This window comes from Phenylobacterium sp. (genome assembly GCF_041916435.1).
Taxonomy (GTDB): Bacteria; Pseudomonadota; Alphaproteobacteria; order Caulobacterales; family Caulobacteraceae; genus Phenylobacterium.
Map to the genome: position 1 here is coordinate 273,773 of NZ_JAYRZM010000003.1, position 19,373 is coordinate 293,145.

23 protein-coding genes are annotated in these 19,373 nt (G+C 69.8%); 6 read left to right on the forward strand and 17 right to left on the reverse strand.

Annotation, left to right across the window (positions count from 1 at the left end; genetic code table 11):
* The first annotated feature begins 1 nt into the window (after position 1).
* Entirely contained in the window at positions 2 to 1,405 is a 1,404-nt protein-coding gene (locus tag ACE3TA_RS09730) for an NAD-dependent succinate-semialdehyde dehydrogenase (RefSeq protein ID WP_374573020.1), read from the forward strand.
* Positions 1,406 to 1,415: 10 nt separating this feature from the next.
* Here ACE3TA_RS09730 and ACE3TA_RS09735 read toward each other — a convergent pair whose 3' ends face one another.
* From ACE3TA_RS09735 to ACE3TA_RS09745, 3 genes are all read right to left on the reverse strand, one after another.
* The gene (locus tag ACE3TA_RS09735) at positions 1,416 to 1,727 is read right to left on the reverse strand and encodes a hypothetical protein (RefSeq protein ID WP_374573022.1); all 312 of its coding nucleotides are present in this window, start codon (positions 1,725 to 1,727) and stop codon (positions 1,416 to 1,418) included.
* A gap of 119 nt (positions 1,728 to 1,846) precedes the next feature.
* Entirely contained in the window at positions 1,847 to 3,643 is a 1,797-nt protein-coding gene (gene argS, locus ACE3TA_RS09740) for an arginine--tRNA ligase (protein ID WP_374573025.1), read from the reverse strand.
* Positions 3,640 to 4,326, reverse strand: coding sequence for a Tat pathway signal sequence domain protein (locus tag ACE3TA_RS09745; RefSeq protein WP_374573027.1), 687 nt, complete (start codon positions 4,324 to 4,326; stop codon positions 3,640 to 3,642). The genes argS and ACE3TA_RS09745 overlap by 4 nt, the downstream gene beginning before the upstream one ends.
* 117 nt (positions 4,327 to 4,443) lie before the next feature.
* Here ACE3TA_RS09745 and ispH point away from each other — a divergent pair, with 117 nt between their 5' ends.
* Complete coding sequence (ispH, locus tag ACE3TA_RS09750; protein WP_374573029.1) at positions 4,444 to 5,409, forward strand: 4-hydroxy-3-methylbut-2-enyl diphosphate reductase; 966 nt, start codon at positions 4,444 to 4,446, stop codon at positions 5,407 to 5,409.
* Positions 5,410 to 5,464: 55 nt separating this feature from the next.
* On the opposite strand, the gene ACE3TA_RS09755 is transcribed toward ispH, so the two are convergent.
* Both ACE3TA_RS09755 and ACE3TA_RS09760 read right to left on the reverse strand, forming a co-directional pair.
* A complete protein-coding gene (locus ACE3TA_RS09755; RefSeq protein ID WP_374573031.1) occupies positions 5,465 to 5,608 on the reverse strand; it encodes a hypothetical protein in 144 nt (47 codons plus the stop codon).
* Between the two features lie 52 nt (positions 5,609 to 5,660).
* Positions 5,661 to 5,891 (reverse strand): hypothetical protein, encoded by a 231-nt coding sequence (locus tag ACE3TA_RS09760; RefSeq protein ID WP_374573033.1) that lies wholly within the window; start codon positions 5,889 to 5,891, stop codon positions 5,661 to 5,663.
* An 85-nt stretch (positions 5,892 to 5,976) separates the two neighbouring features.
* On the opposite strand from ACE3TA_RS09760, the gene thrB reads away from it, so the two are divergent.
* The 3 genes from thrB (at position 5,977) to ACE3TA_RS09775 (ending at position 7,973) form a co-directional block, all read left to right on the forward strand.
* Complete coding sequence (thrB, locus tag ACE3TA_RS09765) at positions 5,977 to 6,942, forward strand: homoserine kinase (protein WP_374573035.1); 966 nt, start codon at positions 5,977 to 5,979, stop codon at positions 6,940 to 6,942.
* Positions 6,939 to 7,385 carry a ribonuclease HI gene (gene rnhA, locus ACE3TA_RS09770; RefSeq protein WP_374573037.1) on the forward strand — a complete coding sequence of 149 codons (447 nt, stop codon included), beginning with the start codon at positions 6,939 to 6,941 and terminating at the stop codon, positions 7,383 to 7,385. The genes thrB and rnhA overlap by 4 nt, the downstream gene beginning before the upstream one ends.
* Before the next feature lie 105 nt (positions 7,386 to 7,490).
* Complete coding sequence (locus ACE3TA_RS09775) at positions 7,491 to 7,973, forward strand: MarR family winged helix-turn-helix transcriptional regulator (protein ID WP_374573039.1); 483 nt, start codon at positions 7,491 to 7,493, stop codon at positions 7,971 to 7,973.
* Here ACE3TA_RS09775 and ACE3TA_RS09780 read toward each other — a convergent pair.
* Genes ACE3TA_RS09780 through ACE3TA_RS09790 form a run of 3 tightly spaced genes read right to left on the reverse strand, consistent with a single transcriptional unit; the run spans position 7,930 to position 9,826 of the window.
* The gene (locus ACE3TA_RS09780) at positions 7,930 to 8,397 is read right to left on the reverse strand and encodes an NfeD family protein (RefSeq protein ID WP_374573041.1); all 468 of its coding nucleotides are present in this window, start codon (positions 8,395 to 8,397) and stop codon (positions 7,930 to 7,932) included. The genes ACE3TA_RS09775 and ACE3TA_RS09780 overlap by 44 nt on opposite strands.
* Positions 8,398 to 8,401: 4 nt before the next feature.
* Positions 8,402 to 9,364 (reverse strand): SPFH domain-containing protein, encoded by a 963-nt coding sequence (locus tag ACE3TA_RS09785; RefSeq protein ID WP_374573042.1) that lies wholly within the window; start codon positions 9,362 to 9,364, stop codon positions 8,402 to 8,404.
* A gap of 27 nt (positions 9,365 to 9,391) precedes the next feature.
* Positions 9,392 to 9,826, reverse strand: coding sequence for a TIGR02301 family protein (locus ACE3TA_RS09790; protein WP_374573044.1), 435 nt, complete (start codon positions 9,824 to 9,826; stop codon positions 9,392 to 9,394).
* 90 nt (positions 9,827 to 9,916) lie between these two features.
* Between ACE3TA_RS09790 and ACE3TA_RS09795 the strand changes: the two genes are divergently transcribed.
* Complete coding sequence (locus ACE3TA_RS09795; RefSeq protein WP_374573047.1) at positions 9,917 to 10,462, forward strand: hypothetical protein; 546 nt, start codon at positions 9,917 to 9,919, stop codon at positions 10,460 to 10,462.
* Between the two features lie 111 nt (positions 10,463 to 10,573).
* Here ACE3TA_RS09795 and ACE3TA_RS09800 read toward each other — a convergent pair whose 3' ends face one another.
* From ACE3TA_RS09800 to ACE3TA_RS09840, 9 genes are all read right to left on the reverse strand, one after another.
* On the reverse strand, positions 10,574 to 11,509 hold the full coding sequence (locus tag ACE3TA_RS09800) for a hypothetical protein (protein WP_374573049.1): 936 nt from the start codon (positions 11,507 to 11,509) through the stop codon (positions 10,574 to 10,576).
* Positions 11,510 to 11,812, reverse strand: coding sequence for an HU family DNA-binding protein (locus ACE3TA_RS09805; RefSeq protein ID WP_374573051.1), 303 nt, complete (start codon positions 11,810 to 11,812; stop codon positions 11,510 to 11,512).
* 429 nt (positions 11,813 to 12,241) lie between these two features.
* Positions 12,242 to 13,252, reverse strand: a complete 1,011-nt coding sequence (locus tag ACE3TA_RS09810; RefSeq protein ID WP_374573669.1) for an NAD(P)H-dependent flavin oxidoreductase — start codon at positions 13,250 to 13,252, stop codon at positions 12,242 to 12,244.
* Between the two features lie 47 nt (positions 13,253 to 13,299).
* Positions 13,300 to 14,082 carry an SDR family NAD(P)-dependent oxidoreductase gene (locus tag ACE3TA_RS09815; RefSeq protein ID WP_374573053.1) on the reverse strand — a complete coding sequence of 261 codons (783 nt, stop codon included), beginning with the start codon at positions 14,080 to 14,082 and terminating at the stop codon, positions 13,300 to 13,302.
* A 92-nt stretch (positions 14,083 to 14,174) separates the two neighbouring features.
* Positions 14,175 to 14,957: a peroxide stress protein YaaA gene (gene yaaA / locus ACE3TA_RS09820; RefSeq protein WP_374573055.1), complete on the reverse strand. Its 783-nt coding sequence runs from the start codon at positions 14,955 to 14,957 to the stop codon at positions 14,175 to 14,177.
* An 82-nt stretch (positions 14,958 to 15,039) separates the two neighbouring features.
* A complete protein-coding gene (locus ACE3TA_RS09825) occupies positions 15,040 to 16,449 on the reverse strand; it encodes an FAD-binding oxidoreductase (protein WP_374573057.1) in 1,410 nt (469 codons plus the stop codon).
* A 25-nt stretch (positions 16,450 to 16,474) separates the two neighbouring features.
* Entirely contained in the window at positions 16,475 to 17,386 is a 912-nt protein-coding gene (locus tag ACE3TA_RS09830) for an L-threonylcarbamoyladenylate synthase (RefSeq protein ID WP_374573671.1), read from the reverse strand.
* Positions 17,383 to 18,723 carry a YceI family protein gene (locus ACE3TA_RS09835; protein WP_374573059.1) on the reverse strand — a complete coding sequence of 447 codons (1,341 nt, stop codon included), beginning with the start codon at positions 18,721 to 18,723 and terminating at the stop codon, positions 17,383 to 17,385. The genes ACE3TA_RS09830 and ACE3TA_RS09835 overlap by 4 nt, the downstream gene beginning before the upstream one ends.
* 7 nt (positions 18,724 to 18,730) lie before the next feature.
* Complete coding sequence (locus ACE3TA_RS09840) at positions 18,731 to 19,339, reverse strand: YceI family protein (RefSeq protein ID WP_374573061.1); 609 nt, start codon at positions 19,337 to 19,339, stop codon at positions 18,731 to 18,733.
* Positions 19,340 to 19,373: the final 34 nt, after the last annotated feature.

Sequence of the window (19,373 nt, forward strand, 5' to 3'; positions counted from 1 at the left end):
CATGGACAAGAAAACCTCGGACCAGAACGAACGGCCGGTCTTCCAGGCGATCGACCCGGCGAGCGGCGAGCCCGGCGAACGCTACGCCGGCCACACCCGCGCCGAGGCGCTGGCGCGCGCCGCCGACGCCCGCGCCGCGTTCGAGACCTGGCGGCGCACGAGCTTTTCCGAGCGCGCGGCCCTGATGCGCCAGGCGGCCGGCGTGCTGCGGGCGCGCCGCAACGAGTTCGCGTCGCTGATGACCGCCGAGATGGGCAAGGTGCTGACCGAGGGCCGCGCCGAGATCGAGAAGTGCGCGGCCAACTGCGACTACTTCGCCGACAACGCCGAGACCTTCCTGTCGCCGCAGGGCGTGGACATGGGCGGGCCCAAGGCCAGGATCGTCTTCCGGCCGCTGGGGACGGTGCTGGCGGTGATGCCCTGGAACTTCCCCTTCTGGCAGGTGTTCCGCTTCGCCGCGCCGACCCTGATGGCCGGTAACACGGCGGTGCTGAAGCACGCCAGCAACGTGCCGGGCTGCGCCCTGGCCATCGAGGATGTGTTCAGGCAGGCCGGCTTCCCGCAGGACGTCTTCCGCACCCTGCTGATCCCCAGCCGCGACGTGCGCGCCCTGATCGAGGACGACGCGATCGCCGCCGTCAGCCTGACCGGCAGCGTCGAGGCCGGCCGCCAGGTGGCCATGCAGGCCGGCGGGGCGCTGAAGAAGTGCGTGCTGGAGCTGGGCGGTTCGGACGCCTACGTCGTGCTGGAGGACGCCGACGTCGAGCACGCGGCCAAGGTCGCGGCGACGGCGCGGATGGTCAATGGCGGGCAGAGCTGCATCGCCGGCAAGCGGTTCATCGTCGTCGACGCCGTGCGCGCGGCGTTCGAGGCCGCCCTGGCCCGGCAGATGGACGGCTTCGCCATGGGCGATCCGCGCAGCGAGGCCGCGCGGCTGGGCCCGCTGCAGAGCGTTGCGGCCCGCGACGAAATCGACCGGCAGGTGCGCGAAAGCCTGGCCAAGGGCGGGCGGCTGCTGGCCGGCGGCGAAGCGCCCGACAAACCCGGCGCCTGGTATCCGGCCACGGTGATCGCCGACGCCGCGCCGGGCATGCCGGTGCACGACGAGGAGGTGTTCGGTCCGGTGGCGGCGGTGATCGCGGCCCGGGACGAGGCCGAGGCGATCCGCATCGCCAACGACTCGGCCTTCGGCCTGGGCTCGGGGGTGCTGACCGGCGACCTGGCCCGTGGCGAGCGCATCGCCGCCGACGAGCTGGACGCGGGGATGAGCTTCGTCAACGCCCCGGTGAGGTCGGACCCGCGGCTGCCGTTCGGCGGGATCAAGCACTCAGGCTACGGCCGCGAGTGCTCGGCCTTCGGCATCCACGAGTTCGTCAACACCAAGACGGTGCTGGTGGACGGCTGAGGCGCGCGCCTCAGCCCTGCGGCGCCTGGAGGCGGACCATGAGCGTTTCCAGCGTGGTGGCGCGGGCGGCGTTGTCCTCGGCCAGGCGGCGGGCGATGTCGCGCACGCCGGCGGGATAGGCTTCGCCGCCGGTGGCGATTTCATCGGCCAACCGCTGGGTGGCCACGAGGGCGGCCTGCAGGGCCTCCACATGTTGACGGGCGAGGCGCTGGGCCTCGACCTGGAGTTGGCGGACCCGTTCGCCGACGCTGGACGCCGCGATGGCGGGCAGCGACGCTTCGATGACGGGCTGGGGCGCGACGACGCGCAACGGAGCTGACATCACGGTTCTTCCTTTCATCGCCGTGAACGCCACGGCCATGCAAAGGATTTGCCAAGCTGCGCCTGAACGCGTGCTGAGGCCGGCGTTAGCCCCCGTTCAGGAAGCTTGGCCGCAGGCGCCTACATCCGCTCCGGCGTGGCGACGCCTAATAGCTCCAGGGCCTGTTCCAGTTGGCGTAGCGTGGTTTGCGCGAGCGTCAGACGCGAGGCGCGAACGGCCGGTTCAGCCATCAGGATCGGGCAGGCCGCGTAGAATTTCGAGAAGGCCTGCGCCAGCTTGTAAGCGTGTTCAGCAATGAAATTAGGGGCTTTTTTGTCGTAGGCGTCGACCAGCGCCTGGTCGAAGGCGTCCAACAATAGGACAAGGTCGCGCTCGGCCGGCTCGGCCACGACGACGGGGCCGGCCTCGACGCCCTCGTCGGCGGCCTTGCGCAGCAGCGACTTCACCCGGACCGCCTGGTAGAGCAGGTAGGGGCCGGTCTTGCCCTCGAAGCTGGAGAAGCGATCGAGGTCGAAGACATAAGAGGTGCCGCGGAAGTTCTGCAGGTCGGCGAACTTCAGCGCGGCCACGGCCACCTTGTGGGCGGTCTCCTCGAAGGCGGCGGGGTCCAGGTCCTCGCCCAGGCCCGCCTCGTGCAGCCGCTCGCGGGCCTTGGACCGCGTCATCTCGATCAGGTCGCCGAGCTTCAGCACCCCGCCCTCGCGGGTCTTGAAGGGCTTGCCGTCCTTGCCGTTCATCGTGCCGAAGCCGATGTGCTCCAGCGAGCCCTCCTCGGCGTAGCCGGCCATGTAGGCGGCGCGGAAGACGATGTCGAAGTGATCGGCCTGGCGCTGGTCGACCACATAGAGCACGTGGTCTGGGTTGAAACCCTGCTTGCGGTCCAGGATCGTGGCCAGGTCGGTGGTGCCGTACATGGCCGAGCCCTCGGAGGACACCACCAGGAGCGGCGGCAGCTCGCGCTTGTCGCCCTGGCGGTTCACCCGGATGATCCGCGCGCCCTGGTCGTCGACAAGCAGGCCCTTGGCGTCCAGCTCGGCCACCATGGGATCGATCAGGTCCTCCACGTCGCTCTCGCCCTTCCACAGGTCGAAGTCGACGCCCAGCGCGTGGAAGTCGCGCTCCAGGGCCACGCGGGTGACGCGGGCGAAATGCTTCCAGAGCAGGAAATAGCCGGGCGTGCGGTCCTGCAGGGCCGCGGTCAGCCGCCGGGCCCGGTTGCGATAGGCCTCGTCGACCTTGCCCTGGGCCGAGGCCGCCGGATAAAGCCGGTCCAGGTCCTCCAGGCTCACCGCGTCGAACAGGGCGTCGGCGGCGGCCGCCTCTTCGGGCGAAGGCTCCACGCCGGCCGCGTTGAGGGCTTCGAGCCGCTCGGCGATCGCCGGATGCTCGTCCATCACCGCCCCGATCAAGAGGCCCATCTGGTAGCCCCAGTCGCCGAAGTGGGCGTCGCCGACCACCTCGTCGCCGCGGAACCGATAGAGCCGCTTGACGGACTCGCCGATGATCGAGGCGCGCAGGTGGCCCACGTGCATCGGCTTGGCCACGTTGGGCCCGCCGTAGTCCACCAGGATGCGCCGCGGCTGCTCGATGCTCGCCGCGCCCACGCGCGGATCGGCGGCGATCTCGCCGGCGCGCTCGGACAGCGCCGCGTCGGCCAGCTTCAGGTTGATGAAGCCGGGACCGGCGATCTCCACGGCCGCGAGGCGGGAATCGCCCTTCAGCCGCTCGACGACCTCGCCGGCCACCTCGCGCGGATTGCGCTTGGCGATCTTGGCCGCGGCGAGGGCGCCGTTGCACTGGAAGTCGGCCAGGTCGGGCCGGTCGGACGGGGTCACGCGGCCGAGTTCAGCCGGCAGGCCCGCCTCGGCGAAGGCGGCCTGGACCGTCTCGCCAAGGCTTGTCTTCAGGTCGCTCATGGATTCGACGCGGACTCCGCGGCCTGCCCCGCGTTCAGTCGGAAGCGCTTGCCGTCGCGGTTGAAGGCGGCCATCTCCGGCGTCACGTCGAAGCCGACCAGAATCTCGAAGTTGGAGCCCGAGGTGGTGAGGGTCGCCCGCGGGATGACGATCTCCTCGATCGTGTCGGTGGCGTAGACCCGGTCCTGGCCGGCCGGGAAGGTCACCGGCAGGTCGAAGTACTTCTTGGCGATGACCATCTTGTTGCGCTGGGTCACGGCCACCCAATAGCGATAGGTCTTCGACGAGCCCTGGGCCTGCGGGCCGCGGCCCAGTTCGAACAGGATCTCCATGCGCACCTTGATCGGCTCGGCGTCCTTGTAGGCGCAGCCGGCCGAGATGTTCTGGATCTCGCCGGTGAAGCCGGTGTCGGCGGAGCCGACCTTGTCGTCCTTGAACTCGATGTAGCGGGCCGCGTCGTAGAGCGTCTTGACGAACGGGCACGGGCCGGCGTTGCGCAGGGCCGGCAGCGGCGCCTGGTTGTCGCCCCACTCCTCGTCGCGCTTTTTCTTCTTGGCCGCGTCCTGGTCCTGGCGGTCGGCGTCGCCGCCGCGTCCGCCGCCCAACTGGGCGTACGCCTTCGGACTCGGCATGGCGGTGACCGCGATCAGGGCGGCGGCGGCGATAAGCAGGATGCGGCGCATGAATCGTCCGAGAGAAGAGGCGCGGACGCGATCCGCGCGGTCGGCTCCTAGTAAAGGCTCTCGATTGAGGCCGCAACGCGGCTGGCGCGCACGGGGCTCTGAGCTTAGGTTCCGCCGATGATGCAATCCGCCCATGCCCGCCCTGCCCTGAAGGTGCTGCTGGCCAGTCCGCGCGGCTTCTGCGCGGGCGTGGACCGGGCCATCCAGATCGTCGAGCGGGCCATCGAGAAGTACGGCGCGCCGGTCTATGTGCGCCACGAGATCGTCCACAACCGCCACGTGGTGGAGCGGCTGAGGGCCATGGGCGCGGTCTTCGTCGAGGAGCTGGACGACTGTCCGGCGGACCGGCCGGTGGTGTTCTCGGCGCACGGGGTGCCCAAGTCGGTGCCGGCCGAGGCGCGGGCCCGCAAGATGCTCTACCTGGACGCCACCTGCCCGCTGGTCTCCAAGGTCCACGTCGAGGCCCAGCGCCACCACGACGCCGGCCGCGAGATCGTGCTGATCGGCCACGCCGGCCACCCGGAGGTGGTGGGCACCATGGGCCAGCTTCCCGAAGGCGCGGTCGTGCTGATCGAGACGGCGGACGATGCGCGCGCCTTCACGCCGGTCGATCCGGCCAACGTCGCCTTCGTCACCCAGACCACCCTGTCGGTGGACGACACCGCCGAGATCGTGGCCGTGCTGCGCGAACGCTTCCCGGCGATCGCGGCCCCGCACAAGGAAGACATCTGCTACGCCACCACCAACCGCCAGGACGCCGTGAAGATCGCCGCCGAGCGCTCCGACGTGCTGCTGGTGCTGGGTTCGGCCAACTCGTCGAACTCGGTGCGCCTGGCCGAGGTGGGCCGGCGCGCGGGCGTGGCCCGCTCCTACCTGATCGACGACGCCTCGGCGCTGGACCTCGCCTGGCTGGACGGCGCGCGCACCGTGGGCGTCACCGCCGGCGCCTCGGCGCCCGAAGTGCTGGTGCAGGGCCTGATCGAGCGCCTAGCCGAGGCCTTCGAGGTGGAGGTCGAGGAGATCGACGCCGCGCGCGAGGCGGTGAGCTTCAAGCTGCCGCGGGCGCTGGCCGGCGCGGATTGAACGCCGCCCAGCCGCCGTCTTCGCCCGCCCGGCCGGAGGATGACGCCCGAAGGGTCTAGTGACGCCCGTTCAGGAACAGCGGGATCACATAGGCCAGCACCAGCAGGCCAAGACCGATGAGCATCAACCGCCCATAGAGCTTCTGGCGGCGGGTCTTGGCGTCGTCGTCGTCGTCGGAGGGAGGAGGCGCAGCGTTCATCGCCCCCTCATAGCGTCTCGCGCGGGGAATGACAGGCGCCTCGCGCGCGCCCTCACCCCGACAGGCTGTCGATGCTCTTCCGATATCGCCTGAGGAACGCGCGGCCGCGTTCGTGGCGGCCGTCGTCCTGGCCGGTCTCGATGATCTCGGCGGCGAGCTCGCCGGACCGCGTTCGACTGAGATGGACGGCGTCGCCGGCCTTGGCGTGGAGCTCGGCCCTCGCGTCTTCGTCGAGAATCACGCCCAGCCGATCACCGACCTGTTCAAGCTTCAGGACGATCATGGGCTCCTCCTAACGCGGTCAATTTAGCATGGGCGGGCCGCAGCGTCTTGACCGGGAGGGCGGCCTTCTCCATGCCCCGGACATCATGGCCGTCTACACCGACATCACCGACGAGGAGCTGGAGGCGCTGCTCGCCGACTACGAGCTGGGCGAGGCGCTCTCGTTCAAGGGCATCGCCGAGGGCGTGGAGAACTCCAACTTCCTGCTGGAGACGGACACCGGCCGCTTCATCCTGACGGTCTTCGAAAAGCGCGTGCGCGGCGAGGAGCTGCCGTTCTTCCTGGACCTGATGCGCTGGCTGGCCGACCACGGCTATCCCAGCGCCGCGCCGATCCGCGACCGGCAGGGCCGGATGCTGAAGAGCCTGCGCGGCAAGCCCGCGGTGATCGTCGCCTTCCTGCAGGGGCTGTCGGTGCGCCGGCCCAGCGTCGCCCACTGCCGCGAGGCCGGCCGGGGCCTGGCTTGGCTGCACCAAGCCTCGGAGGGTTTTTCCGGAACCCGCGCCAACGACCTGAACCAGGCCGCCTGGGCGCCGATGTTCGACCGGCTGAAGGCCGACGCCGAGGCCCTGAAGCCGGGGCTGGCCGCGGTGATCGACGGCGACCTGGAGATGCTGGCGCGCGACTGGCCGAGCGGCCTGCCCACCGGGGTCGTCCACGCCGACTACTTCCCGGACAACGTCTTCTTCCACGGCGCCGAGTTCGCCGGGACCATCGACTTCTACTTCGCCTGCGTCGACGCCTACGCCTACGACATCGCCATCGCGCTGAACGCCTGGTGCTTCGAGGCCGACGGCAGCTTCAACATCACCGCCGCCCGCGCGCTGCTGGCCGGCTATGAGGCCCGCCGGCCGCTGTCCGCCGCCGAGCGCGCCGCCCTGCCGATCCTGGCCCACGGCGCGGCGATGCGCTTCTTCCTGACCCGGCTGGCCGACTGGGGCTCCACGCCGCCCGGCGCCCTGGTGAAGCCCAAGGACCCGCTGGAATACGAGCGCAAGCTGGCGGTGCACCGCGCCGCGCCGGACCTGGTGCTGTTCGGAGCCGGCGCGTGACGCCCAAGGTGGTGATCTACACCGACGGCGCCTGCTCGGGAAATCCTGGCCCCGGCGGCTGGGGCGCGCTGCTGATCTACGGCGATCGGGAGAAGGAGCTCACCGGCGGCGAGGCGGCGACCACCAACAACCGCATGGAGATGATGGCCGCCATCCAGGCCCTGGAGGCGCTGAACAAGCCCTGCCAGGTGGAGCTGCACACCGACAGCCAGTACGTGATGAAGGGCGTCACCGAATGGATCCGCGGCTGGAAGGCCAGGGGCTGGAAGACCGCCGACAAGAAGCCGGTGAAGAACGAGGATCTGTGGCGGCGCCTTGACGAGGCCCGCCAGCGTCACGATGTGCAGTGGCGCTGGGTCAAGGGCCACGCCGGGCACGAGCTGAACGAGCGCGCCGACGCCTTGGCCCGCAGGGGCCTGAAGGAAGCCAACGGCCGCGGCTGATGCGGCGGGCGAAGACCTGTCGAAAGTTTCATCCGCGCCCGCCTTGAAGGTTCCAGATCGAACAACGATATCTGTTCGACCTCGAACGAATTAGGAGGCGCGCATATGTCGGCCACCCTTCAGGACCGTCCGGACGTTGAGGTCTTCGCCGAGATCGGCGTCATCGAGCATCATGCGCGCATGGCGGTGAGCCGCCATCTGCCCGAGGGCATGACCTACGCCCACTACGAGGTGCTGAGCCACCTGGTGCGGCACGGCGACGGCCAGACCCCGGCCGAGCTCGCCCAGTCCGTGCTGATGAGCAAGGCGGCGATCACCAACGTCCTTCAGAAGATGGCCGCCCACGGCCGCGTCTGCGTGCTGGGCGACGTGGACGACAAGCGCAAGAAGCGCGTGCGCCTGACCAGCAAGGGCCTGGAGAGCTACAACTGGGTGCTGCGCACGATCCGCTGGAAGACCCTGGCCCTGCGCGAGGCCTTCACCGAGGCCGAGTTCCGCGACGCCCTGCCCTTCCTGCGCGCCCTGCGCGGCTTCCTGCAGGAGGTCAGCGAGACGAAGGACGTACCTGCAGCCGCGTGCCAGCCGTAACGCCCACCACCTCGACCGCCGCGCCGGCCGCCAGCGCCTCGCCGTCGGTCAGCTCGGCGGGCCATTCCTTGCCGTCGATGGCGATGCGCCCGTGGCCCCGCTCGAAGGTCTGCACCGCCTCGCCGCGCTGGCCCACCAGCCGGCCGACGTTGTCGTTGATGTCCCCGGCCCCGGCGATCGCAGCGCGGGGAAAGTAGCGCCGCGCAAGCAGCGTCGTGGCGATCGTCAGCACCGCGAACACCAGAAGGGCGAACTCGCCCGACAGCGGGGTGAGCGCGACGAGCACGGCCACCACCGCGGCCGAGGCCGCCGGCCACAGCAGCCAGCCCGAGCCCAGGGCCACCTCCGCCGCCAGTATGGCCGCGCCCAGCCCGATCCAGACCCAGAAGGCGTGTTGGGCGTAGAAGTCCAGGAACATGGTCATCGGGTCACCCGCTCGTGCGCGGAACCGCGCCGCCGCCGCCGCGCGGCGGACGGGCGGGCCCCTCGGCGCCCACGGTCTTCACCAGCTCGCCGACGCCGGCCAGCGAGCCCACCAGGGCGGACATCTCGGCCGGCACGATGACGGTCTTCTGCTGCGGGCTCTCGGCCAGCTTGGCGAAGGCCTCCACGTACTTCTGGGCGACGAAGTAGTTGATCGCGCTCACGTCGCCCTTGGAGATCGCCTCGGAAACGAAGGCGGTGGCCTTGGCCTCGGCTTCGGCCGCGCGCTCGCGCGCCTCGGCGTCGCGGAAGGCGGCCTCGCGCCGGCCCTCGGCCTGCAGGATCGCCGACTGCTTGGCGCCCTCGGCCCGGGCGATGGCGGCCTGCTTTTCGCCGTCGGCCTCGGTGATCACGGCGCGCCGCTCGCGTTCGGCCTTCATCTGCCGGGCCATGGCGTTGGTGATGTCCGGCGGCGGCTGCAGGTCCTTGATCTCGATGCGCGCGACCTTCACGCCCCACGGACCCGTGGCCGCGTCGATCACGTTGAGCAGGCGCGTGTTGATCTGGTCGCGTTGCGACAGCATCTCGTCCAGGTCCATGGAGCCGACCACCGTGCGCAGGTTGGTCATGGCGAGCTGGGCGATGGCGTAGTTCAGGTTGTCCACGCGATAGGCCGCGGCGGCCGCGTCCATCACCTGGATGAAGACGATGCCGTCCACCTGGACCACGGCGTTGTCCTTGGTGATCACTTCCTGGCGCGGCACGTCGAGCACCTGCTCCATCATGTTCACCTTGCGGCCGATCCCCTCGACGAAGGGGGTGAGGAAGCTGATTCCCGGCTTGAGCGTGCGGGTGTAGCGGCCGAACCGCTCGACCGTGTACTCGCGCCCCTGGGGCACGATCTTGATCGCCCCGAACAGGACGAACGCCGCCAGAACCAGAAAGACGACGGAAACGCCGAAACCCATGACGACCTCCACGATTGGAGCTCGACTTTAGCGTGGGGGGAGGGGGGCTTCTATCGAATCCGGCGAGTCCGCGTCCGGTTTCGGCGGGGCCATGACCTGGGACAGGCGGGCGGCCAGGCCCTGGCCCTCGGCGGCCACGCGGGCCGCGTCGGCGCGGGCCGAGGCGTCGCATTGCGGGTGCGCCGCGCGGGCCGAGCTGAAGCCGGTGTTGAACGCCTCGCGCAGGCGCCGGTCGAGGTTCTCGTCGGGCGTCTCCACCTCGAGCAGGCGGATCATCCGCGCGCGCCAGAACTGATCGCCCTCGCCGTGGCAGGCCTGGCGCAGGGCGTGGCTCTCGCCCAGCACGTAGGCCAGATCCGCCAGGGACTGGCGCTGGGCCGGCGTGCGCTCCTGAGACCAGGCCGAACTGGCCCAGGCCTGAGCGGCCAGGGCGAGGACGGCGAGAACGACGAGGCGGCGCATGTCGGGGTTAGAGCGCGGCGGAAGAGGCCTGTCACGCCTTCGCCGCACGGAGGGCTCGATCCGGGCGCCGCGCTCTGCTAGCCAGGGCCCATGTCGACCTTGCCCATCCGCGCCGCCGTGGCGCTGGCCGCCCTCGTCTGCGCCGCGCCCGCCCTGGCCGCCGAGCCGCCCGCCAAGCCCGCCGCGGCCAAGCCCGCGGCCGCGAAGACCGCCTTCGACGCCCGCGATCCGGCGGGCCTGATCGGCGTGCTGAACGGCATGGGCGCCAAGGCCGAGGTGGCCAAGAACGACGCGGAAGGCGTGTTCGTCAACGTCACCACGCCTGGCTACAGCTTCGGCCTGCAGTTCGCCGGCTGCGACGCCGGCGGCAAGGGCTGCAAGGGCGTGGCCTTCTCCACCGCCGCGGGGAGCAAGACCGCGACCCTGCCGCAGATCAACGGCTTCAACCAGACCTCGATCAACTGCCGGGCCTTCCAGGACCCGGCCGGCAAGGCGCACATCTCCTACTCGACGCTGCTGTTCGCCAGCGACACGGCCGAGGACATGCGCATCCACGTCGGCGCCTGGCAGGGCTGCGTGGCCGCCTTCGGCGAGTTCCTCAGCGACCCGCCGGGCTTCCTGGCGCGCGCGCCGTAGGTGGCGCTGACGCTGTCCGGCATTTTCGGACACTTCTATTGGCACGGACCGACGTGGGCTTTGCTCTGCGGTAGTGGATAGGCTTAGAACGGCTCCAGAATGCGCTCCGAGTCACCACTCTCGGATGTCGAGGTTCACCGACTGACCGATTGGCCTATACTTATGGTATTTTAAAAATCGGATCGCTGATTGAGCGCGCAGCCGAGCCGGCGCCGACGCGAGAGCAGGATCTGAGAAGGCCCGTGCGAGTTCTGCAAGCACCAATTCAAATTTGAGCTTTTCGACGTTCTGATCGAAGAGCGCGCAGAAGATCTCGCCATATTGCGCTTGGGCCATGACGCACGCGTTGTAGAGGAGCCACCCCACAACAATACAGACCACAGCGAGTGCGAGGAGGACGCACCCTGACGGCAAGCTCCCAAGCACCCTGTCCCCCGTTGTCGTCCGAATTAGGGCGTAAGCGCCGCAAGCCACCGCAGCGAGGCCGGCGACGAATGAAGCATAGAGCGCGCTATCGACGATGGCCTGTTGATCGTCGAGCTCGGCCCGAAGATCTTTATCGACAGACACCCAAAGCCTGTACCAGGCGAAGACGCCGTCGATTCCATATTTTCGATCTGGATATGATTCCTGTGCGTGAATGAGATTTCCCAATCGCGTCGGGTACAGCGCAGTTGAATTGCCCGATTTATCGATCGGAAACGTACGGATCTGCAGATCAATCTCGATCTGAGCTTGCCCAGATAGCGTCCGGCGCATGTCTTGAAGGGCTCGCAGACGCTTTGCCTGCCGAGCGATACACCATGCCTTTAGCTTTTCCGGCCAGAAACGGCGGCCCTCAGCGAGCATGTAGAGGGGCATATCCAAAAACAGCATGAGCCATCCAAAGGCGATAATAGCGATCGGCGCCAGCACCTTGTCATCGACTTCGATCTGCAATTGCTCTGTAACGGCGATCAGTACCGGCCAGAAGGTCGCGGCAAGCAACGCTCCCGGCAGCACCAGGCGCAGGAGCAGTTTGTTGGCGAAATCGAACGGGAGCTTCACCTAGTCGTCCGCCCCACTTCCGGTGCCATGCGGGCCGAGCGTGGCCCTTAGGCTTTTGCCGACGCGGAAACGAGCAGTCGTAGTCTTAGGACGACGAACGGTCTCACCAGTACGAGGATTTCGCGCGACGCCGCTGGCGCGGGATACGGGCACAAACGAGCCGAAGCCGACGAGGCGGACCTCTTCGCCCTCCTTCAGGGAACTCGTAACACTGTCGATGAACGCCTCAAGGGCGTCCTTCGCCTGACTTCTAGTGATGCCCGCCCGCTCTGCGATCGCCGCGACCAGTTCGGCTTTCGTCATGGCAATTCCCCAATGTTCTCAGCCAACAAGGTCCAACGCCGCTTCCGGTCACGGCATCAGCGACGAAATATTTCTACTAGGTTCACACCAGCTTCGGTTGGAGGCAAACGGAAACTAGCGCGAAAGTGGCGGCAGGCCCTGTTCACCCGGCTCGCGTGAACAGGGCCTTCCAACGAACTGCTCTCCACCGGAGGCCGACCTCCGGCAATCACATGTTCGGTCTTGGAACCTCGCCAACACGCTGGCTGAATTGCATGAGGACTAGAGGATTCCAGCGTTGGGGCGTTTCCCCGCGAACCGTCACACAAGGTTGCCCTGCCCCCCCGGTTCGATAACCGGGAAGAGTCAGGCAATGTCGGCAGAGGTACGAGAGTTCAATCCCGCCACTTCAGCGATCGCCTCAACTCTCCGCAAGTGTCGACCGTACCGTTAGACTTTCGCCTTCGTGCGGAAGGCCGAGGCGGTGGCGAGCGCCATCTCGGCCTCGGCCACCAGGCCGCGAACGATGTCGCCGGCCGGGCGCACGTCATGCACGCCGCCGGCCGACTGGCCCATGGCGAAGCAGGACTTGTCCGCGTCCAGCCCCTCGATCTGGCCGCCGATGCCGCCCATCACCCCGGCGCGGCTGGACAGGATCGCCTGCTGCGGGAAGGGCTGGATGTCGCCGGGCCGGCTTTCCCAGTCGGCGACATAGGGGTTCTTCTTCACGCGCATGGGCTTGCCCGAGTAGCAGCGGGTGCGGACCGTGTCCTCGTCGGTCGCCGCCACGATGGTCTCGCGGTAGAGATCGCCGGAATGGGCCTCGGCGCTGGCGATGAAGCGCGTGCCCATCCACACGCCCACCGCGCCCAGCGCGAGGGCCGCGGCCAGACCCCGGCCGTCGTAGATGCCGCCGGCCGCGACCACCGGCACGTTGACCGCCTCCACCGCCTGGGCGACCAGGGGCATGGTGCCGACCAGGCCGGTGTGGCCGCCGCCCTCGCCGCCCTGGCAGATCACCGCGTCGCAGCCGGCCTGCTCGGCCTTCACCGCGTGCTTCACCGCCCCGCAGACGACCATGACCTTCAGGTCGGCCTTCTTCAGCTTCTCCAGGATCGGCATAGGCACGCCCAGGCCCGCGATGAAGCTGGAGGCGCCTTCCTCGATGATCACGTCCACCGAGGCCGTCAGGCTCTCCGGCGAGGCGGCCAGCAGGTCGACGCCGAACGGGCCGTCGGTGAGCTTGCGCACCTTGCGCATCTGCTCGCGGATGAAGTCCGGCCCCTGCCCGGCCATGCCGAGCACGCCGTAGCCGCCGGCGTTGGTCACCGCCGCGGCCAGCTCGGCATAGGACACCCCGCCCATGCCGGCCAGCATGATCGGATGCTTGATCCCCAGCAGATCGCAAAGCGGCGTGTGCAGGCCCATGTCGTCCTCCCGAAACGATTTGCCCGGGAGGATGGCGCCGGCGCCGCGGCTTGGAAACCGTGACGCCGCGTCACTTCGGATCAGAAGATGGCGTAGCCGCCGTCGATCAGGAACTCGTCGCCCGTGTGGAACGACGAGGCGTCCGACGCCAGGTAGACCGCGATGCCGCCGAAGTCGGCCGGCTCGCCCCAGCGGCGCATCGGCACGCGGCCGATGACCCGCTCGTTGAACTTGTCGTTGTCCTGCGCGCCGCTGGTCATGTCGGTGGCGATCCAGCCGGGCAGGATGGAATTGGCGCGGATGCCGTAGCGCGCGTGCTCCACGGCGATGGCCTTCATCATCGGCAGCACGGCGCCCTTGGTCGCGGCGTAGGCCTCGTTGCGGGCCGCCCCGCTGCGCGCCGAAAGCGAGGAGACCACCACCAGCGAGCCGCCGCGGTCGCCGTCCATCGAGCGGGCCACCATGTGCTTGCAGGCCTCGCGGAAGGTGAAGAACACCCCGTCCAGGTTCACCGACAGCACCTTGCGATAGGTCTCGGTGGGGAACTCGGAGAACGAGCTCGCCCCGCCGCCGACGCCGGCGTTGGCGATCACCGTGTCGATGCGGCCCATCTTGGCCACGGCCTCGGCCATGGCGGCGGTCACGGCCGCCTCGTCGGCGACGTTGACCACCTGGGTCATCACGCGCACGCCGGCGTCCTTCAGCCTGGCTTCGGCGTCGGCGTTCTTCGTGGGATTGGAGCCCCAGATCACCACGTCGGCGCCGGCCTGGGCGAGCGCCTCGACCATGCCGAAACCGATGCCGCCGTTGCCGCCGGTCACCAGGGCCACCTTGCCCGTCAGATCGAATGGCTTGAAGGCCATGCGCGCTTCCTCCGCTCAAACATTTGTTCGAGGCAGGAAAGGCCCTGCTTACGGCGCTTCCGTCAAGGCCCGAGCGCGCGCGGCCCCGCCGATCAGGCCGCCGCCGGGACCGGCTGGCGGCGCGCGAAGGTCCACTCGTCGCCGCTGGAGCGGGACGGCTGGTAGCTGTAGCCGGCCAGGTCGAAATCCTTCAGCCCGTCGACCCGGTCGATGCGGTTGTCGATGGCGTAGCGGGCCATCAGCCCCCGCGCGCGCTTGGCGAAGAAGGAGACGATGCGCGCCTCGCCGTCCTTCTCCTCCAGGAAGCGGATGGTGAGCACCGGCAGTTTCAGCGCGCGGCGATCGACCGCGCCGAAGTACTCGCCGCTGGCCACGTTCACCAGCGTGCGGTCGGCGTGGCCGGCGGCCGCCTCGTTGAGCACCTTGGCGATCCGGTCGCCCCAGAAGTCGTAGAGGCTGGAGCCGCGCCGGGTGCGCACCCGGCTGCCCATCTCCAGACGATAGGGCTGGATCACGTCCATCGGCCGCAGGACGCCGTAGAGGCCGGAGAGGATCCGCACATGATCCTGGGCCCATTCCAGGGCGGACGCGTCCAGGGTGCGCGCCTGCAGGCCCATGTAGACGTCGCCGTTGAAGGCGAAGGCCGCCTGCAGCCCGTCCGGGCTCTTCGGATCGAACGCCTGGAAGCGCTCATGCGCCAGGGCCGCCAGGTTGTCCGACAGCGACATCAACCCCTTGAGCTCGCGGGCGGTCAGCTTGCGCGTGACCTTGGCCAGCTCGGCCACGTCCTTGGACATTTGCGGCGCGCTCAACGGCGCGAGCGTCTCGGGCGGCGTGAAATCCAGCGCCTTGGCGGGAGACAGGACCAGAAGCATGGCGCTACCCATAGGCGGGCCGCCGACACATTTCCAAGGCCCCACGAAAAGTTCATCGCCCGGACGGGCCGATCGCCCAGAGCTAGAACAGCACCCTGGGATTCATGATGCGCTTGGGGTCTAGGGCGCGGCGAACGGCGCGCAGGGCCTCGACCTCCACCGGGCTCTTGTAGCGCAGGGCCTCGGCGGTCTTCATCGCCCCCAGGCCATGCTCAGCGCTGATCGAGCCGCCCAGTTCGGCGACGATGTCGTGCACCTTCCGCGAGCCCTCGTCGCGGCGGGCCGAGTGGACCGCGTTGTCGCCGCCCTCGGGCCGGATGACGTCGTAGTGGATGTTGCCGTCGCCCACGTGGCCGAAGGCGGTGACGCGGCAGCCGGGGACGAAGGCCTCCATGGCCGCGGTGGCGCGGTCGAGGAACTCGGCGACCCGGCTGACCGGCACGGAGACGTCGTGCTTCCAGGTCGCGCCCTCCGGCTTCTGGGCGGCGGACTGGTTCTCGCGCAGGGCCCAGAAGGCGGTCGCCTGGGTCTCGGTCTGGGCGATGGCGGCGTCGCGCACCAGCCCGTCCTCCATCGCCTTGGCCAGCAGCCGCTCCATGGCCGCCTCGGCGGTTCCGGGCTCGCCCGAGGCGATCTCGATCAGCACGTACCACGGCCAGTGGTCGGCCAGGGGATCGCGCATGCCGGGGATGTTCTTCAGGGCGAAATCGACGCCGCGCCGGCCCATCAGCTCGAAGGCCTCCACCGCGCCGCCGGCCTCCTCCTTGGCGCGGGCCAGGAGCTGGATGGCGGCGGCGGGGCTGTCGATCCCGGCCATGGCCACGGCCCGCGAGGCGAGGATCGGGAAGAGCTTCAGGCTGGCGGCGGTGACCACGCCCAAGGTGCCCTCCGCGCCGATCAGGAGCTGCTTGAAGTCGTAGCCGGTGTTGTCCTTGCGCAGGCGCTTGAGACCATTCCACACCTCGCCGTTGGGCAGCACCGCCTCCAGGCCCAGCACCAGGTCGCGCATGGTTCCGTAGCGCAGCACCGCCGTGCCGCCGGCGTTGGTAGAGACCAGCCCGCCGATGGTGGCGCTGCCTTCGGAGGCGAGGCTCAGGGGGAAGCGCCGCCGCTTCTCCAGCGCCGCCTCGTGCACGGCGGCCAGGGTGCAGCCGGCTTCGGCCACGATCACGTCGTCCAGCAGCGCCACGTCGCGGACGGCGCGCATCCGCTCGGTGGACAGCAGGATCTCGCCCTGCGGGATCTGGCCGCCGACCAGGCCGGTGTTGCCGCCCTGGGGCGTGACCGCCACGCCGGATTCGGCGCAGATCCCGATCACGGCGGCGACCTCGGCGGTGGCGCGCGGCAGGGCCAGCAGCGGCGTCGTCCCGCTCCAGCGGTCGCGCCATTCCACCAGCTTGGGCGCCAGGCGCTCGGGGTCCTGGCTCCAGCCGCCCTCGCCCAGCACGGCCTTCAGGCGGGAGATGACATCGGCGGGGACGGTGACGGTCATGAGCGCCAGTCTAGTCCTCGCGGACCTAGCCCACAAAGCCCGCGGCGCGGCGCAGGCGGTCGTTGATCGCCTCGCCGAGGCCCGTGTCCGGGATCGGCGCGACGGCGATGGCGGCCGGGCTCGCACGGTCGGCGGCGCGCAGGAACGCGAAGAGGTTGGCCGCCGCCTCGGCCGGATCGCCGGCGGGGCTGAGGTTCCAGACGAGCGGCCCTTCCGGCGCGCCCGAACCGAACGCCAGGAAGGCCTCGCCCGGACCGGGCCCATCGGCGTTCAGCCGCACCGGGGCGTTCGGCGAATAGTGGCGCGCCAGCCGCCCAGGCGAGCGCTTGGCGTCGGCCTCGGCCTCGGCGAGCGGGCCGATCACCGCCTCGATCTCCTCGCGGGTGACCGCGCCGGGCCGCAACAGGCGCGGCTGGTCGACCAGGGCGACGACGGTGGACTCCAGGCCCACTGCGCAGGGCCCGCCGTCCAAGAAGGCGGCCGCAGCCTCGCCGGTCTCTTCCCGGGCGTCGGCCAGGGTGGTGGGGCTCGGCCGGCCCGAGCGGTTGGCCGAGGGCGCGGCGACCGGACCGCCAAAGGCCGCCAGCACCGCGTGCGCCACCGGATGGCCCGGCGCGCGCACGGCCACGGTGTCCAGCCCGGCGCGCGCGAGGTCGCAGACGGCGGCCGGGTCGGCGATCGGCAGCACCAGCGTCAGCGGCCCCGGCCAGAAGCGCTCGGCGAGGGCGCGGGCGCGCGCGTCGAAGCGGGCGATCTTCTCGGCCGCCGCCAGGTCGGCCACGTGGGCGATCAGCGGGTTGAAGCTCGGCCGGCCCTTGGCCTCGTAGATCGCCGCCACCGCCCGCGGGTCGCCCGCATCGGCGGCCAGGCCGTAGACCGTCTCGGTGGGCAGGATCACCAGCCGGCCGGCGGCGAGCGCCTCGACCGCCGCGTTCAGCGCCGGGTCGCCTTCAGGTTCACGCTCACTTTCACCCTGGCGGGTATCTGGTCGGTGCTCTGCCACTCGCCCTGTCCCACGCCGAATGCGGTGCGGTCGAGGGTGGTTACACCGCTGACGGCGGCCTTGTCGCCGTCGATCTTCAGGGTGAAGGGCAGGTCCAGCGGACGGGTCACGCCGCGCAGGGTGAGCTTGCCCTTGGCCACGTACCTGCCGCCGCCCTTGGCCTCGAAGCGGTCGGCTGCGTAGGTCGCCTTGGGATGGCCCGCCGCGTCGAACCAGTCGGGGCTGGGCAGCATGGCGTCGCGCTGGGTGTCGCCGGTGTCGGCCGACGACAGGTCGATGCTGATCGACACCTTCGACTGGTCGAGGGCGTCGGGGCTGAAGACGATGTCGCCGCTCCAGGTCTTGAAGCGGCCCTCGATGGCCTGGTCGCCCCAGGTGGTGGAGAAGCCGAGCGTGGAGCCCGGCGCGATGGCCCAGGCCGAGGGCTTGGCGGGCTGCGGCGCGGCGGCCGCCTTCTCCTCCACCGGCGCGGCCTTCTCCGGCGCGGGCTCGGGCTCGGCCGGCGCGGCTTCCGCGGCGGGTTCCGCCGTCGCCGCCGGCGCTTCGGGCTCGGCCGCGGGGGCGGCGGGCGGCGGGGCGGCCGAGGTGTGGGCCAGCGGCGGCGTCACCAGCCGGCCGAAGGCGACCACCGCGACGAAGCCGAGGGCGATGGCGATCAGCCGCGGATCGAACCAGCGGCCCACCACCGCGCCGGGCGCCATGCGCGCCAGCACCGGCTCGCCGGGCTTGAAGAGCTGGTGCTTCAGGGCGCCGGCCACGTGCAGCGCGAACAGCACCCACACCCCCTTGGCGAGGACGCCGTGGCCGACCTCGCCGATCTCATGCCAGACGTGCTTGGCCGCCGCGTCCATGCCGGCGAAGCCCGGCAGGTTCGGCCAGGGAACCGCGCCGTAGAGCAGGGTCGGGATCGGCAGCTTGCTGGCCGAGACCATCAGCCAGCCGGTCAGCGGCATGCCGATCATGATCAGGTAGAAGCCCCAGTGGACGGCGTGGGCGAGCCCCTTCTCCCAGCGCGCCAGGGGGTAGGTCTCCGGCGGCGGCCGGTGGACCAGCCGCCAGCCCAGGCGGGCCAGGCTGAGCAACAGCACGGTGATGCCGATCGACTTGTGCAACTGGATGATCGCGAAGACCTGGGGGCTGGCCGGGCCTTCCATGCGGCCGGCGAGCGCGACCTGCAGGATGATCAGCGCGGCGATCGTCCAGTGCAGGACGATGGCCACGGTCGAATAGCGGCTTGCGCTGGCCCGCGGCGGGGCGGCGACGTCTTTCATGGACACTCTACTTCTTCACGAACTCGACCTCGATATCGAGGTCCACGGTGTCGCCGGCGAAGGCGCTGGCGGTGGTCAGGCCGAAGTCCGAGCGCTTGATCTCGCCGGTTCCGGAAAAGCCCATGCGGGTCCCCGCGCCGAGCAGGCCCGGCCCCACCCCGTTGAACACCACGTCCAGGGTGACGGGCTTGGTCACGCCCAGGAAGGTCAGGTCGCCGGTGATCTTGCCGGCGCCGCCGTCCTCCGGGACGATCCCGGTCGTCACGAAGGTGATCTCCGGGTGATCCTTGGCGTCGAAGTAGTGCGGCCCGGCGAGCTGTTCGTCGAAGCCCGGCACGTTGGTGCGGATCGAGGCCGGGTCGATGGTGATGGTCGCCTTGGTCTGACCGTAGACGGCCGGGTCGTAGTCGAAGCCGCCGCTCAGTTTCTCGAAGCGCATCGTGAATCTCGAAAATCCGCCCAGGTGGGCGACCTTCATGGTCAGGGCGGCGTGACGCGGGTCCAGCTCGTAGTGGCCGGCCGGAACCTGCGCCGGATCCTGGCTGACCGGCTTGGCCGCGACGGATGTCGCGCCCAGAAATGTAATCGCCAATGTTGCGATCGCAATGCGCCTCATGGACATCTCCTTGAGCGCGCCCGTCCGTCGCGGC